The sequence below is a fragment of the Schinkia acidoalkalinis genome, from assembly GCF_054301215.1.
Window position 1 is genome coordinate 3,921,572 of sequence record NZ_CP182573.1, and the last position, 15,512, is coordinate 3,937,083.

A 15,512-nucleotide genomic window follows, 5' to 3' on the forward strand; every position below is an offset into this window, starting at 1 on the left:
GGGGAGTTAGGATGAGCGAAGTAAGAGACAAGCTTAATCAGCTGCAATTGCCAACGGAAGCACAAGCGTTTGTTGAGCAAATCATGAAGCAGTCAGAGCATGACCAAGTTGTCGTGGGTTTTTTCGGCTCCTTTAGTGTCGGTAAGTCGGAATTAATTAATAATCTGATTGAACATCAAGGATTCCTGCCCACGCACACAAATGAAACAACCGCTGTCGTGACAACGATAACATCTGGTGCGGAAAATAAAATTGATTTAATTTACAAGGACGGTCAGGTTGAGGCCACTTCTATCGATCAATTGCATGCCTTAGTGGCCGGGGGCAATGTCTCCGGAATTGAGAAAATAGCCATTGCTCTTCGTGAACCGGAATGGTTAAAAGTAGTAACCTTGATTGATACACCGGGACGGAATACGAAATATGCAGCCCATATTGAGGCTTCCAAGCAAGCGATTATTGATGCAGATGCAGCCGTCTATGTGTTGCCGTGGCAGGGTCTGACGGCGGAAGATATTGTTTACTTGAAGGATTTAGTGATTTATCAGTCCAACCTTTATTTTATTTTAAATAAGGTGGATCGAATTGAAGAAGCACAAGGGCAGACCATTGAAGATGTTCGTAAAAATGTGGAACAGGAGCTTGCTGCTCTATTAGGCAAGGTTTTTCCGGTCTATGCTCTGTCAGCCAAAACAGGCTTTAATTTATCAGTTTTCAAGGATGAATTCATTCCGCAAGTGACTGGAAATATAATACAGCTCAAGCAACAACGTTTCTTGTATGCCATGAATGAATTCATCACAAGACATGCAGTTACGATTGAAAATGAGATTAAAATGATGGAGCTTGCCAATCTTGAAGGTGAACAGGCTTTACGTGATCAAAAGAGAAAAATTGAAGTGGAACAAACAAAGCTGCAAGCCCACGTTGATAAAGAATTGTCGATTCTAAAGGAAGTCCTTGCTAGTTTACAAGTGGACACGACGGGCTTCATCGAAGCAACCTTACGCGATTCAATCAAGCAAATTCGAATGAAGCTTCTGGATTCGCTACAAATCCAGCAACAAGAACAGTTGAATAACATTGTGGAAAGCCAGTTTTTAACAGCGCGGAATAAAATCTATCAAAGATTTGCAGATAGGCTTTCAGAGGTAATGGCAAATAAAAATTTATTTAAACTATCAGAGTTGGACATTACAGATGTGAACATCCAAATTCAAGAGCCAAGTTTAGAAGATTTGAAGCTAAGATACGAGGAAAGGTTGCAGGAGATTGAAACCCAGTTCGAACAACGTAAGAAACGCTTAGAAATCTTGTTAGACCAACAACAGGAACCTGGAATGAAATCTGAAATGCAAGAATTACAACAATCCCTTCAAGAGCTTGAAGAACAGTTGTTTAAGGAGTATGTTCCCAAATATGTTGATGATGTGAATTTCGATCCCAATAAAGCAACGAAAATCTTTAAGGCCATTGGTGTCGCGGGTGATATTGCAGCATCAATCGCACTGGCTGTCGCAACAGCAGGTGCTTCCGCGGGAGCACAAGCGGCGGGTAAGGCAGGAGCCGAAGTCGCTAAACAGACCGGAAAAGCTGTTGGCAAGGAAGTTGCAGAACAGGCGGCTAAACAGGTTGTAAAAGAAACAGGTAAGGCTATTGGAAAAGAAGCCACAGAGAAGGCTGTACAGCAAGTAGTAAAAGTATCAGGTAAAGCAGTTGGCAAGGAAGTTGTAGAACAGGCAGCCAAACAGATTGTAAAAGAAACCGCCGAAGAGGTTGCTAAACAAGCAGGGAAGGAAACTTTGAAAAAGGTTGGCCTTGAATCCTTAAAAGTACTAAGCAAATTAACAAGTCCGGTTGAAACAGCTGCAACTGCAATTGGACAAGCTATTGATGGCGGTCGAAAGGCGGAACAGGTTTTAGATAAAGAGCACCGTCAGAAATTTTTTATGAAAAAGCAACAAATTGAGAGTCAATACCATAGCAAAAAAAATGAGTTGCAGCAGCTGAAGGAACAGCAAAAATCCAATGCAACCATTGTACAGAACATTGAATTGAAGCTTGAGCAGATTGAACGGAGCAAAGAAGAGGAATTTCGTAAGTTGGAACAAGCGATGAAACGGGACCAAGCCCAGTTACAAAAACGTAAATTGGAGGAAATGGTCAAGGAACAGTTAGAGGCACTGCAGCTTAGTGAACAGGAAAAGTATAATAGTTGGGTAAAACTAGAGATGGATAAAGCTTATCTCCTATTGGAGAATACCCTTCCATCTTATTATGATGACCAATTTTCACAACTGATTGAAAAAATGAAATCCATTGAAGTAGATTCCAATCAAAACCAAGGGACGATCACAAATCGCCTTGCTGAGCTGCAACATGCGTTAAGCATCTGCAAGGAGCTGCAGCTGTTGATGCAACATGATGATTGATGTCGGAGCGGTGATTGAATGGATTTCAACCTGTATTGAAAGGGAGCAACAGGGTGGACCTCCTACCCTTTCGCTTTGGAATGAATTATATAGCTACGGTCAGTTGGATGAAAATATGAATCACAAGTTGCCGGCTTTGCCGGATGGAGCTGCTCCGCTTGTCGTCTATGTAACCGGTGTGTTAGATGAAATCAGACAAAGAAAAGGTCCGTTTTATCATATGCAGGAGCCGGAGGATCTTATTTTTATGGTTTATGGTGAAGGGGACAAAAGCTTGGGAGGACATGGTTCTATCATGAAGTGCTCAAGCCCTTTACTACGTTATGTAACCATTTGTTTTGTTCCGTTCCGTGTTATTAAATTTTACCAAAGCGAGATTGACAGATTCGTTGTGTTTACTCATGGAAAGCCTGAAAAATGGATGCATAGTTTATTTTTAAAGAAAAAAGTGGCAGGCTTAGTTGGTTGGCAGCATATGATTGACGACAACTGGCATGTCAATTGGTCTGTTTCTTACGATGATTTTACATATGGCTTGTTTCTAGATGTGGCTGATGTTCAAGAAGCGGGTAAAACAGAAGCACTGATGCCGCAGTATCCCAACACGCCGGTTGGGTTAAAACTCGGTTTGCAGCGGGCACTGAAAGAAGGAAATAGTAAGCTAAGAGAACAATTATGGAAGCAAACAATTGACCGTGCGGCGATGCAGATGCTGGACGAATATTGGCTGCTGAATCATATCGAAATAAAAGAGTTTGTGCCAGAACTGATGGAAAAGGTAAGGGATTATTTATATCAGATTAGGAGTATCCCCCCACAGGAGTCAAATATCAATAGGGTAGGGGAATTTTTAAAATGGTGGTTACAAAAATGAGGTTGAGTAGATGCTGACTACATTAGAAGCGAACTGGGCTTATCTCGAGAATAGGTTGTTGGAATATATCAATTGCAATCAGCCCTCCCAAACGGAAAAGGTGGAGCAATGGCTTGAATACATTCGGCCTTTGCCCATTGCCGAAAAGACTTTCTATCTTGCTCAGCTATGTGAGCTGTTCTTTAATAAATTGGCGACCGCAGAGGAACAAGCGAACTGGAAGGACTTGAAAAAGTCGCTTGCTGGAGAAAATCGAGTGAAGGATCTTCATATCTTAAATATTTTTGAAAAAACGATGGATGACTGGATTTGTGTTACAAGGAAAAGAGGCTGATTGAGTGTGAAGAATACAGAAAGTATCTTATTTGCCATTGCCATGGTTTTCATTGGCATGTGCTTTACTCCGGTTGTTGAAACGATTCCTTGGGCCGGTTATGTTATGGTCGCAGGGGCGGGGATTTCGCTAGGGGTAGGTTTTTATATAAAGGGGATTAAAAGAAGTGAAGAGCATCAAGAGTTGGTGAGCGCAATTAAGACAATATCCAATGAGCAGAAAGAGTATCTTTCAGAAATCACGAAGTCTAGCCAAACGGCACTCTATGAAATAAAAGAAGCTGTTGATGCAGTTACTATTTCAATAGTAGATGGCAGAGAGGAAATGAAGGATACGGTAGAAGAAAGCCGTCAATTGGTTGAACGGGTTTCCAATGATGTAGTAGATGAGATTAGAAAATTGAATGCCAGGTTTGAGCAACAATTCTCGGCTGTTTCTGATGTAATCATTAAGTCTTTTGAAGGTCTATTAAATGAAATGGCTGTAAATTTTGAAAAAGAAAGAAAGTCCGCGGACGCCTTCCAGGATGGACTAGCCAATGAATTCCGCAAGGTCATCGATTCCATTCAAGACCTTGAAAATAAGGTAGAACAGCAAACAAAACTGGTACTGGACGAAATGGAAAACAGCCAGAACATCCAAACGGAATTCCTTGACCATTACACAGAATATATACAAGGGTTAAAACAACAATACGAAGACTTTAATGAAAATATCATAAGCTATCAACTAGAAGTGAAGCGGGCGTCAGAGGATATAAGAGAACATAGTGAATACACCGAACAAGACATTAGTGAAAGAATTAATATACTAAAAGAACTCGTAGAACAACTGGCTGACTCCAAACATCATGAAAGAGTAAAAGCCTTAGAAATTCAAAAACAACTAATGACACAGTTCGAAAGACTGTGAAGTTGGACCAAGTATCGTGTTCAATTGTTTTGATAAATTCATAAGTTATCCACAAATGCTTAATAGCCATTAATTCTGATAATATTAAAATTAAATATAGATTTCAAATGACGAGGTGATTCATTCATGACAACGAAACGCGCAAAGAAACTATCAATCTCAAAAGTAATGGAAGATATGAATGATTTTTCGAATGTTAGACGACCGGTTTTATGGAATAGTACAAGTGACCGGTATGCCTACATGCTTGAACGGGTGCAAAGACTGATGAAAGAAGACGCCGTTCAGGATTTACTGGATTCTAATATTTTATCAAAGATGGGTTCTTTCATTACACAATGCCGTGAGCCTGAATTTCACGTTGCAATTATCGGTGTAGTTAAAGCAGGGAAATCTACCCTAATTAATGCTTTATTAGGAAAACAGTTGGCATCGACGGCAGTAACACCTGAAACAGCTGTGCTTACCAAATTTCGTTCTGGACGCGGAAAGAACTTTGTGAAAATTTCATTTTATAATTCTTCCGAGTGGAAAATGTTATGGGATAGTGTTAAAGAAAATCCACTTTCAACATTTATGAAAGAGTACACGATGCTAAACGCTGAAAGTGTTAGGCAACTTTGGATTAATAAGGAAAATGTATATTTAGAACCCGAAAATGATGATGAACTGGAGAGAACAATAAAAGAATGGACCTCCTCTCAGGATCCTAAGCATTATTTTGTCAAAGAGGTTGAAGTTGGGGTTGCCGATTTTAATCTTCCGGAGCAAGTTGTTTTCGTTGATACGCCCGGATTGAATGACGTTGTCCGCTATCGCTCGGATGTAACGAGGAATTATATTAATAGAGCGAATGCAGTGATTTTATGTGCATTATCGAAAACACTAAATACTGGCGATTTACAAACCATGTATAATGTATTCGCGAATTGTCGTGAGAATCCTGGGAAGGTATATACCCTAGGTACACAAATTGATCTTCTTAACGAACCGGAAACCGACTGGAAAAGGTTGAAGAATAAGTGGATATCCTACCTTGAAGGTACAGATTGCTATGGCTCTACTGAATTAGCAAAAAAGAATATTTTTGGCATATCTGCCCATTTATTTAATCAAGCTATATCTTATCCTCATTTAACGATTCGTGAGCGAAAGAAGCTGGAGAACTCACTTTTCGATTTCGAGTCCCCTATGGAAGATATCATTGGAGAGGCAAAGCAATATTCTAAGATTGAAATTTTTAGAGAAACTCTTTTCAATGAAATTGTATACAAACACGAACAATTATTAATCCAAGAGCTAAAAAGCCGATTTGAAAGCTTGCAAAATGAACTGGTTGAATTGTTTTTATATATTAAAAAATCTCAATCTGATATTCTCCAAACGGCAAATCAGGATTTAGAAAAAATAATCAAAGCGGCTAAGGAAAAGGAAATCGAGGTAAAAGAATTACAAGATAACCAAAAAGGGTTACAAGATGTGTTATTTACAATGCAGAAAAATAATGTAGCTTATATTAAGGAATTAAAGAAACAAACAACAAAACTTGTATAAACGAGGGGAAGTGTGAAAATATGGGATTTTGGAGTTCAGTCGGTTCGTTTGTATCCAAAGCGGTATCATCAACTGTTAAAGCTGTTTCAAATATTGTACGGAGTCCAATTCCGCCAATCGTACCAGGTCCTACCCTATCAGATCTCTTTACGATGGCTAAAAAGATTTATAACTTTTTTAAAAATAAACGATACGACAGCAACAATGCATCTGTAGAGGAAACAAAAGAGGTCAATCGGGATTTAGCTGAATATGCAAAAACATTTCATAAAGATGCGGAGCGGGTGGAAGCAGAATTAATGACCATTGCCAATGATTATTTTGACAAAGTGATTAGTCAGTTGGAGGACATGCAGGAGGTTGATTCCTTCCTTAAACAGCTACCAATTAAAGATTTGAAAAAAGAAGCTGAAGACTTAAGAAAAAAAATAAAAGGTAGCATAAAGAAAGAAATAGATCATGCGTTTTCATTGGATAATTATGAATTAACAAGTATTCTATCGATTCATTCAGACTCCGACAGGGAGAGGAATATCAGCCAGTTTTCGAATAATGTGATGAAAACAGCAGTTAACAATTTCATGGAGAAAATTGAAGAGTTAAGCGATCGTCAACAAGAAATGGTGCAGGAACTAATCCTATCACGGGTCGACCAAATTTCAAAAACGATTCAAAATCAAAATAAGCTCTTAGATGAGCTACAACATGCAAAATCACAAGATGAAACAGAGCTAGAGGGGATCAAAGAAAAAATATCCTATACAATGGATTTATGCGACCTTGCAGTAAAAGAACTTCAAAGTGTAAGGTAAGAAGGGAAGGCAGTTATGGGTTTTTGGAAAAATATTGGTCTAGCAAGTTATCAAGATATTAAAAGAATTGAAGGAAATCAAGCTGAAATAACTACGATGATTACGAAATTGCAGCAAGATCACACGAATGCCGTTACGAAGATGAGAAACGACATCTCGTTGGAGATGAAATCATTAATTAGCACATTATCGAAACAGATGGATGAACAAAACAATAGAATTGATGAACAGATGACTGTGCTCAGACAAGAACAGGCTTATTCACAAAAGAAATATAAAACATCACAAACAAAATTGGAAAAACTAATAAATCAGTCCCAAACGAACATTGAGACACGTATGGGAATCATCGAAGAAATTGTTAAAATCCACTGGGCCAATGAGTTACTTGAACATGTAGACATCATTCTAAATGAAATAGAGAGTGAACCTAGTAAGCAAAGTGACGTTTCTTCAAATGGTAACTCTTTAGTTTCATTAAGAAAAAGTAACAAATAACTATATGTGACTGCCATTATGAAGGTTTTCTAGATTAATTTTGTTAAAGAGACAAACAGAAATAACTGATATCTGCCTCTTCCTAAATGGTTGGGGGAAGGGAAATGGTTTTGGGGTTTTTATATGGATTGGCGGGCATGACATACTTGGTCGAAAAACCAATTATCTATGATTATGGCGTCTAGGCTAATAAATCATGTCCGAATCGACAAGTCACAGTGACTTGTCGATTTTTTTTCTGGCCAGGGAAGAAATCCTTATCTTGATTTTGGTCCAATACGTTCCCTCCTCTGTTTCTGGTATTCTAGGAAGCTATTAAAAATAAAGGGCGATAATGTTCCTGTTAGAACGGTTTGGCAGAGTTTTTCCATATATTGAGGCTGTTTTGTGATCATGAAGCTAGCCCTCTTTCCTTTAGCCGATTAATCGCCTTCTCGGTATTGTTGCGGATTTTATGTGAAGGGGTCTTGATTGTGATTTTCGTGGTGTTTTTCCTCCTGGTTTTAATAATTTGTTCGGTAGCTCATCCACCGACAGGAAGAAACATAACCATTTGAGAATTTATTTCAATAGGTAATATGTGGATTATAGGAGCAGGAAATGAAAAAGGGGCTTTTTTCTTCAAAAATAGAAAGTTTCATAGGAGGTCGATTAGCTATTATGGTAATATTAGGTAATGAAGGGGAGTATAAACGCCCATAATTATAGGGGTATTGCTTATTTTGTGGGGAGTAATAATATACTCGTCTCTATTCAGAATAAAAAAGAAGATTACAAGGATAGGTGTTATTGGTGCTACCGGCAGCAACGTTTTTGTTTATCAAAAAACAATGCATTGTCAATAGTTTTGTGCTTTATGTACAATGAAAAAACTGCCCCGATAATTGATGGGATAGGGGACTTTCCTAACGAATTAAAGGAAAGGCTGAACGTCAATATAAGAGCTTAGGAGGATAAATATGGTAAATTATAATTTAGAGCCAAGTGAATCCATTCTTATTCAGAGTACCGGTGTCCTTTGTGAAGGCGGCGGGCTTATGACCGCATATACAGATGAACTTATTCTTACTAACATGAACATTATACATGTTAGTAAAGGCATGTTTGGGAATACAAAAAGGGTGCAGAAATACCCACTCAATCAGGTGAAAATCATAAATGGCGAAGCACAGGCTATTATGGGAAAAAGTACAAATGGTATACCTAATCTTCAGATATATTTTAAAAATGGCCAAGTGTCTTTCAAATTTCAAAACTCAGGCAAAAAAGAAATTGTGAAATATATTAATGAAATTAGCAAGGTATTAATTGGGAAAGAGTCTTCGAGAAATTCAGTAGCAAATCAATTTGCAATTCCCGGAGCAGAAATTGTAACAGAAACGCTTAAAGATACTATAGATGTTTTTAAAGGAACATTCGGAATTAAATCCAAAATCAAAGCTGCGGATGAACCGGTAAAGGCTACAAAAAAATGTATCGGTTGTATGTCACCTCTTTCTGGAACCAAAGGTCAAAGCATACGCTGCAGATATTGTTATACAGACCAAATTTTATGATGAGAGAGGTTGATGACTATGGGATTTATAAAAGCACTTTCTAATTCGGTAGGGGGAGTATTTGCTGATCAGTGGAAAGAACTAATAACTGCTGGACAATTTGATGAACATACAGCTGTAGCACCAGGAATACTTAAAATGAATAACAATGGGCGTGGAGTCAATAAACATGGCTTAATGGATGTTATATCAAACGGCTCGAAAATATTTATTCCTGAAAATACAGCAGCCTTCATTTTTGATCAAGCAGGAATTGAAAACATAATCACAACTCCTGGTGTCTATGAATATCAAGATGGTGAGGAAAGCGTATTTAATGGAGAGGATATAGTAGCATCAATCTTTAAACAGGTTAAAGACAGAATCGGTTACGGTGGCATCCCTTCTTCAGAAAAGAGAATAGCATTTGTCAATTTACGTGAAATTCGTGATATTAAATTTGGAACACGTGGCCCTCAGGTCTATAATGATTTGTATTATGGTTGCGACCTCGAAATTTATGCATATGGTGGCTTCTCTATTAAAATTGTTGATCCTGAGAATTTTATAAAAAGCTTTGTGCCAGCTAACGTAAATAGCTATTCATTTGATAATCCAAAAGTGAGAGCTCAAGTTCTTTCAGAATTTGTACAATCATTTATCGTTGCATTGAATTCACTTTCAACTACATATAGGATTTCTCAGTTGCCTTCACAGGCAGTTGAAATTTCAAAGAGAATAGCTGAAGATCCATATAATGCTGGCACATGGAAAGAACGATTCGGTTTTGAACTTGTTAAGGTTGCGGTTGAAAATATCGAATTTTCACCGGAATCTAGAGAGCTTGTTAACCAGTTTTCTGCTAACAAGATGAATATGAGAGCATATGAAGATGTTTCACAGAGAGCATCCAATATTGCTGCACAGCAAAAAATTGCTCAGGGTATTCAAGATAATGGACTTGGGGACGGCGGCGCTATTCTCTTTGGAATGAATATGGCCCAGAATATTGGACCTCAAGGCCAGCCTGCTTCAACGCCAAGTTCTTCAATGTCTTTCGACGAGCAAATCGAAACATTGAAAAAGCTAAAAGAACTAGTTGATATGGGGGTTTTAACACAAGAAGAGTTTGATGCCAAAAAGAAAGAAATCATGGGACTGTAATAAAGCGTCACAAATTAAATTAATAAGTGGTATAACATGCAAAAGCCGATCATATTAGTTGGTTTGCTTTAGCACAGGGTATTCAGTACATTGGTTTAGGGAATGGAGCAGGTATGATTTTTGGAATGATATGGCTTAATGTTTGAACCCACAGAACGCCTCAAAAAGTGAATCAAAACCCGAAATGTCATTGATGAGCAAATCAAGCCCTCAAGAAGCTTAAAGACTTGCTCGATGACGGAGTTTTGTCGCAAGATGAGTTTGACTCTAAGAAGAAAGAGATAATGGGGTTGTAGATTATGTTAACAAATGCCTTAAGTAAAGTTCCGGTGAAATATCACAATGGACTTAGAAATGGACTATTGTTTGCCGCATTTTTTGCTTTTGATTTTGGTTTATTATCCTATTTTGCTTTTACCGAAGAAAATGAGACAATCACAAAAGAAACAGGGCACCTTTTCTGGAAAAAAACAACAGAAACTACGATTCATCATGATTTGAGCGAAAGGATACCATATCTTATAGAAGCTATAGTTTTAATATTAGCGGCAGTTGTTTGTCTTGTTATTGCATTAAGATTGACTCAATTATCTGGGAAATATAAAAAATATTTAGCTATTATCAAAGGTAATGACAGACTATTAATTCAACAAATCGCGGATATTAATAATTCGAATCCACGCCAAGTTATGAATGACCTTCAAAATATGATCGATTCAAATTACATAAATGGGTACTATATTGACTATAAGCAGGGACTGTTGGTGGATAAAAATTATATTCCTGAAAAGTTTGTTAAGGAGATAGTTAAGTGTCAAACATGTGGCGCAAGTAATGAAGTAGTGATTGGAAAATCAAATTATTGTAAGTACTGTGACAGCTTGATAATCCTATGATAGTCTTTGAAAAATACGTTATAGATGCGAAAAATCAAGTTTTTGTTAACCGTGATGATGTGCCTTATTTGGTTATAGGAAACGGAAAGACCTTCCTAAATTCCATACACTACGAAGAAGGATGGCTACCACCGGAAAAGTAGTCATGGTGTCGATATGTTCCAGAGAACAGCAAAATCGTTGATTTGTCTCCACGTACCGCTGAAGCGATAAAAGACATATCCGATATGCATTGGTGGTTATAAAGAGTTTATAAATATTATCAATGATCCGAACCATGAAGAATATTATGAAATGCTTTCATGGGCGGAAAAAGACACTGGCGGTAGAAAGTTTGATCCAGAATATTTTTATAAAGTAGATATTAATCGCAAATTAGCTAGTTTTCATTTTTAAATGTACACAGGGTTTTAACCTGATGAATTGTTACTTGTAATCCTTGAATTGATTGCTCTTACTCACCAGCACCTCATGTGTTGCCACATACACTCGGAACACGATGAGTGGGGAAACATTTATTTAAAAGGTGAAATGTGGTCAGTTTCTTGCTGACCATATTTTTGAATCCGGGTGGTATCAAAAAAGTTTCCAACCTTCAAGTTTTATCGTTTAAGCAACATCATATTTCATAAAAAAATTCGGTGCCGAGTTTGGTGCCCAATTGTAAAAATTTAATGGTACTACAAAACATTCTATATCACAGAAACCTTATTCTATAGCACTTTATGGGACTTTATGATATTAGAAAATACATACTGTATAGAACTTCAAAACCGTCCTTGACCGCCGTGCGCGGTCAGGTGAGTTCGATTCTCACACGGTCCCGCCAAAGTACATATGACAATGTTTTAAACCGTACAGTGATTTTTTCGCTCGTACGGTTTTTTGCGTTTATCTATAACAAGGTGCCAGGGACTTGTTGACTTATTAACATTTTTTCAATGGAACGAATTTTGTAGGGGAGGGTGGGCATACCCTTTTTCATACTGAATTTTCAATTCCACTCCTAAAGCAATAATGGTACAATTTAATGAAATGGAGGCTTTTAGAATTATTTCTTAATTTAGTAAAATAGAGATTCAAGGAATATTATTGAGGTTACTTAAATGAAAAGGACTATTAAGCATTCATTAATTTTTTCACTCATAATTCATGTGTTGTTTCTTGTTGGCACTATTGGCTATGGCTATTTCAAAACTCTTTATTATGTACCAGGTATTGTAAATGCTTATGATGAAGTCCAGTATCTTCAAAATGAAGTAGCTTTTGGTATAGTAAGTCGCCCATTAACCCCTGCACAATTTGTGATTGTATCATTTTTGCTTACATGTTTCTTATTTATCCTGTTTAAAACGGCATTTAATAAACTGTATAAAAAATAATAAATTATTTGGAGGGGATGGCAAGGTTAAGACACCAGAACAAAATTGAAAAAATTTATTTGCTGTGCTCTAATTAGACTTTTTAATTCTTCATAAGCATTTGGGTGTGTAGGCTCTTCAAAGGGCGTCCGTTCTAAAGGTCTATTTTTATCTGTTCCAATTTTAACTACCATTGTGCGGCCGACAACTTCCCTTATTTATTCAAATATCATTGTTTTGTAACGGGCGTCTAGCCAGTCATCTGCAAAATCATTTGGGGCCATTACAAAAACTACATCATCATTCAAAACTTGGCTAGAAGATCTTTTTCTTAATGTTTTCTAAAACATCTTCTCATTTTAGTTTCATTAAAGAACAACTCCTTTTCTTTTAACTGATTACAGCCAATGAAATGTACCATCATTGACGTATTTTTTACCACTGAATGACAAAAAGTCAGTCTTCCGCAAAACCAGCCATTAGCTATCAACATTTTTCAATAGAAATTTAAATGTTTCATGTAATACTAAATTTGCGCATGCCAAACAACCCTCCAAATACAATGTTTGGAAAGTCTTGGTTTGTTTAGTAATGGTGTTAAATCAAGCTATATCTTGGAATGTAGTTTTGTTTTTTAAAATTGCATAGATCCAATGTAAGAGTTAATTAACGCACGTGATTAATTCTACTTTATAAGGCTTTCCTTCTTCTCGTTTCTTATCATAAAAGGCACGTATTCGCTTGTTGCGTGGGATGATTTCATCCGTTGTTTTTTGTTTTCGATTTTGATCAGAAATAATCGTGGCGGCGATTTTTTCACCTATTCCGGGAATTGAACGGGTAATCTCATATTCTTCAATACTTTTCGCTAAAGCATCTATCTCATCTTCAAGCTTGGATAGATGTTTTTTGTATTCAAGAAGCATTTTAATATACATATCTAGGCTTAATATTAGACTAGAATATAAATTCTTCTAAAATGGGTAAAAATGATATTTTAATAATGCACACTCTTGCTTGAATAACTATGTACAAAATTGACATTGTTTTACATACTAATCCTGGGGTGATTAGTATGTACATAACTTTAAATGTTGAAACAGATTTTGAGATTAAGAGTCTTATAGACTTACCAAAATTTAAACAAGTAATGGAGCATTTAAAAATGAAAATCAATAAAAGTCAATTAGCAAGAGAATTAGGTGTGGATCGGAGAACGATTGAAAAATATCTAAATGGTTTTATGCCGAAGCGTAAGAGGGAGAAGTCTTCCAAAATTGATGAGTACTATCCCATCATAGCCGCACTTCTTTCAGAGGATTCCAAACAGAAATTTTATTACCGTCGAGTGCTTTGGCAATATCTAAAGGACAATCATGGTCTTGATTGTGCTGCCTCTACTTTTCGAGCCTATATTGCAAAAACGCCTGAGTTTAATGCCTACTTTGAGGAAGACAAGCCGATTGCAGTCCCTACAGGAACCGCTCGTTTTGAAACACCAGCTGGGAAGCAAGCACAGCTAGATTGGAAAGAAAGTATTCCATTTGAAACAAAAGATGGGGAACAAGTAGAAGTGAATGTTGCGGTACTACTGCTTTCGTGCTCCCGGTTACGTACATTTTATTTAAGTATTTCAAAATCTCAAAGTGTTTTATTTTCGTTTTTAACAGAGGCATTTGAAGCATTTGGGGGTGTACCAGATGAGCTCGTTACGGACAACATGAAAACGGTAATGGATGAAGCAAGAACAGAGCATTTTCCAGGGAAAATAAATGCCAAGTTTGAACAATTCGCAAAGGATTTTGGGTTTAAAGTAAAGCCTTGTATCGCAGGGCGACCACGTACGAAAGGGAAAGTTGAAACCACCATGAAATTATTAGATGAAATCCATGCTTACCAAGGTCAGTTAACATTAGAGGAACTACATCAATTTGTACAAGATTTATGCCACCGATTGAATCACGAGGTGCATCAAGGTACAGGAAAAATACCAATCCTTGAATTCCAAAAAGAAAAGAACCTCTTACACCAGCTACCAACTGACAAAATAAGAGATTCTTATCGCATCAAACATACGCTTGTAAAAGTCAATGCTTCCAACATGATTTCCTACAAATCCAATCAATACTCGGTACCAGCGAAGTACCAAGGAAAGAATGTAGGATTACAAGTGTATGATGATCAATTATGGATTTATTATAACACGAAGCTGATCGCACAACATCCTATAAGTCACAAGAAATTAAATTATCAGGAAGCGCATTATCAAGAATCTTTAGGGGTTTCAACGCCTACTTATCCTGATATTGATGATTTAGCAAAACGAAATTTAGCAGCGATTGGTGAGGTGTATCAATAATGAATCCAGTGGCCACGAATTACCAACAGCTATTACAAAATTTAGAGTATTTAAAGCTTAAGCAAATGACATTGCATTTAAATGAAGTCATAGACTTCAGCGTGAACAATCAACTTTCAATCATTGATACAATCATCAAATTAACGAATTACGAAATAGATGTACGCGAACAGAATATGGTTCAATCGATGGTGAAGGTCGGTGCGTTCCCACATTTAAAGGAAATTAAGGATTTTGATTTCGCTTTTCAACCTACCATTAATCAACAACAGATCTTAGATTTCTTAACGCTTCGTTTTATTGAGAAGAATGAGAATATCGTCTTTTTGGGTCCGAGTGGTGTTGGAAAAACCCACTTGGCAACCTCCATTGGAATTGCGGCAGCTAAGAAACGTACAAGCACCTATTTCATAAAGTGCCATGATTTGATTCAAAACCTGAAAAAGGCACGTCTTGAGAATCGCCTAGAGAGCCGCTTAAAACATTATACAAAATACAAGCTATTAATTATCGATGAAATTGGCTATCTACCTATTGATTCTGAAGATGCGAAGCTATTTTTCCAGCTCATTGATATGCGTTACGAAAAGCGCAGTACGATTTTAACAACAAATGTAAACTTCAAATCATGGGATGAGATTTTCCAAGAGCCAAAGCTTGCCAATGCCATTTTAGATCGAATTTTACATCACGCAACTGTCGTTGCGATTGTGGGGCCTTCTTATCGTTTGAAGGATCATTTAGAGAAAGAAAACGAGTGATTTTGTACATCCTTACGCAA

Annotated in this window: 15 protein-coding genes and 2 pseudogenes; 15 read left to right on the top strand and 2 right to left on the bottom strand. The window is 37.1% G+C overall.

From position 1 onward, the window contains the following. Positions 1-11: 11 nt before the first annotated feature. From ACNQFZ_RS19980 to ACNQFZ_RS20040, 13 genes and pseudogenes are all read left to right on the top strand, one after another. Positions 12-2,432, top strand: coding sequence for a dynamin family protein (locus ACNQFZ_RS19980; RefSeq protein ID WP_458413050.1), 2,421 nt, complete (start codon positions 12-14; stop codon positions 2,430-2,432). Next, the gene (locus tag ACNQFZ_RS19985; protein WP_458413051.1) at positions 2,422-3,306 is read left to right on the top strand and encodes a hypothetical protein; all 885 of its coding nucleotides are present in this window, start codon (positions 2,422-2,424) and stop codon (positions 3,304-3,306) included. The genes ACNQFZ_RS19980 and ACNQFZ_RS19985 overlap by 11 nt, the downstream gene beginning before the upstream one ends. 10 nt (positions 3,307-3,316) lie before the next feature. Beyond that, complete coding sequence (locus ACNQFZ_RS19990) at positions 3,317-3,640, top strand: hypothetical protein (protein ID WP_458413052.1); 324 nt, start codon at positions 3,317-3,319, stop codon at positions 3,638-3,640. A gap of 6 nt (positions 3,641-3,646) precedes the next feature. Then, a complete protein-coding gene (locus tag ACNQFZ_RS19995; protein WP_458413053.1) occupies positions 3,647-4,552 on the top strand; it encodes a hypothetical protein in 906 nt (301 codons plus the stop codon). A 126-nt stretch (positions 4,553-4,678) separates the two neighbouring features. Beyond that, positions 4,679-6,106 carry a dynamin family protein gene (locus tag ACNQFZ_RS20000; RefSeq protein ID WP_458413054.1) on the top strand — a complete coding sequence of 476 codons (1,428 nt, stop codon included), beginning with the start codon at positions 4,679-4,681 and terminating at the stop codon, positions 6,104-6,106. A 20-nt stretch (positions 6,107-6,126) separates the two neighbouring features. Beyond that, on the top strand, positions 6,127-6,918 hold the full coding sequence (locus ACNQFZ_RS20005) for a hypothetical protein (protein WP_458413055.1): 792 nt from the start codon (positions 6,127-6,129) through the stop codon (positions 6,916-6,918). 15 nt (positions 6,919-6,933) lie between these two features. Next, positions 6,934-7,416 carry a hypothetical protein gene (locus tag ACNQFZ_RS20010; RefSeq protein ID WP_458413056.1) on the top strand — a complete coding sequence of 161 codons (483 nt, stop codon included), beginning with the start codon at positions 6,934-6,936 and terminating at the stop codon, positions 7,414-7,416. Positions 7,417-8,375: 959 nt separating this feature from the next. Beyond that, positions 8,376-8,972, top strand: a complete 597-nt coding sequence (locus tag ACNQFZ_RS20015) for a PH domain-containing protein (protein ID WP_458413057.1) — start codon at positions 8,376-8,378, stop codon at positions 8,970-8,972. Positions 8,973-8,990: 18 nt separating this feature from the next. Next, positions 8,991-10,115, top strand: coding sequence for an SPFH domain-containing protein (locus ACNQFZ_RS20020; RefSeq protein ID WP_458413058.1), 1,125 nt, complete (start codon positions 8,991-8,993; stop codon positions 10,113-10,115). Between the two features lie 215 nt (positions 10,116-10,330). Beyond that, a pseudogene (locus tag ACNQFZ_RS20025) lies at positions 10,331-10,411 on the top strand (SHOCT domain-containing protein); the annotation flags it as partial. Between the two features lie 3 nt (positions 10,412-10,414). Beyond that, positions 10,415-11,011: a hypothetical protein gene (locus ACNQFZ_RS20030; RefSeq protein ID WP_458413059.1), complete on the top strand. Its 597-nt coding sequence runs from the start codon at positions 10,415-10,417 to the stop codon at positions 11,009-11,011. Positions 11,012-11,242: 231 nt separating this feature from the next. After that, a complete protein-coding gene (locus ACNQFZ_RS20035; RefSeq protein ID WP_458415452.1) occupies positions 11,243-11,407 on the top strand; it encodes an IS1096 element passenger TnpR family protein in 165 nt (54 codons plus the stop codon). A 710-nt stretch (positions 11,408-12,117) separates the two neighbouring features. Next, positions 12,118-12,393: a hypothetical protein gene (locus tag ACNQFZ_RS20040; RefSeq protein WP_458413060.1), complete on the top strand. Its 276-nt coding sequence runs from the start codon at positions 12,118-12,120 to the stop codon at positions 12,391-12,393. Positions 12,394-12,590: 197 nt separating this feature from the next. Here ACNQFZ_RS20040 and ACNQFZ_RS20045 read toward each other — a convergent pair whose 3' ends face one another. Together ACNQFZ_RS20045 and ACNQFZ_RS20050 are read right to left on the bottom strand one after the other, a co-directional pair. Beyond that, a complete protein-coding gene (locus ACNQFZ_RS20045) occupies positions 12,591-12,680 on the bottom strand; it encodes a DnaA N-terminal domain-containing protein (protein ID WP_458413061.1) in 90 nt (29 codons plus the stop codon). A 354-nt stretch (positions 12,681-13,034) separates the two neighbouring features. Continuing rightward, positions 13,035-13,346, bottom strand: a pseudogene (locus tag ACNQFZ_RS20050) (IS110 family transposase); the annotation flags it as partial. 101 nt (positions 13,347-13,447) lie between these two features. On the opposite strand from ACNQFZ_RS20050, the gene istA reads away from it, so the two are divergent. Further along, the gene (gene istA, locus ACNQFZ_RS20055; protein WP_458411698.1) at positions 13,448-14,731 is read left to right on the top strand and encodes an IS21 family transposase; all 1,284 of its coding nucleotides are present in this window, start codon (positions 13,448-13,450) and stop codon (positions 14,729-14,731) included. Beyond that, positions 14,731-15,492, top strand: coding sequence for an IS21-like element helper ATPase IstB (gene istB / locus ACNQFZ_RS20060; RefSeq protein WP_458411699.1), 762 nt, complete (start codon positions 14,731-14,733; stop codon positions 15,490-15,492). Before istA ends, istB begins: the two co-directional genes overlap by 1 nt. The last annotated feature ends 20 nt before the right edge of the window (positions 15,493-15,512 follow it).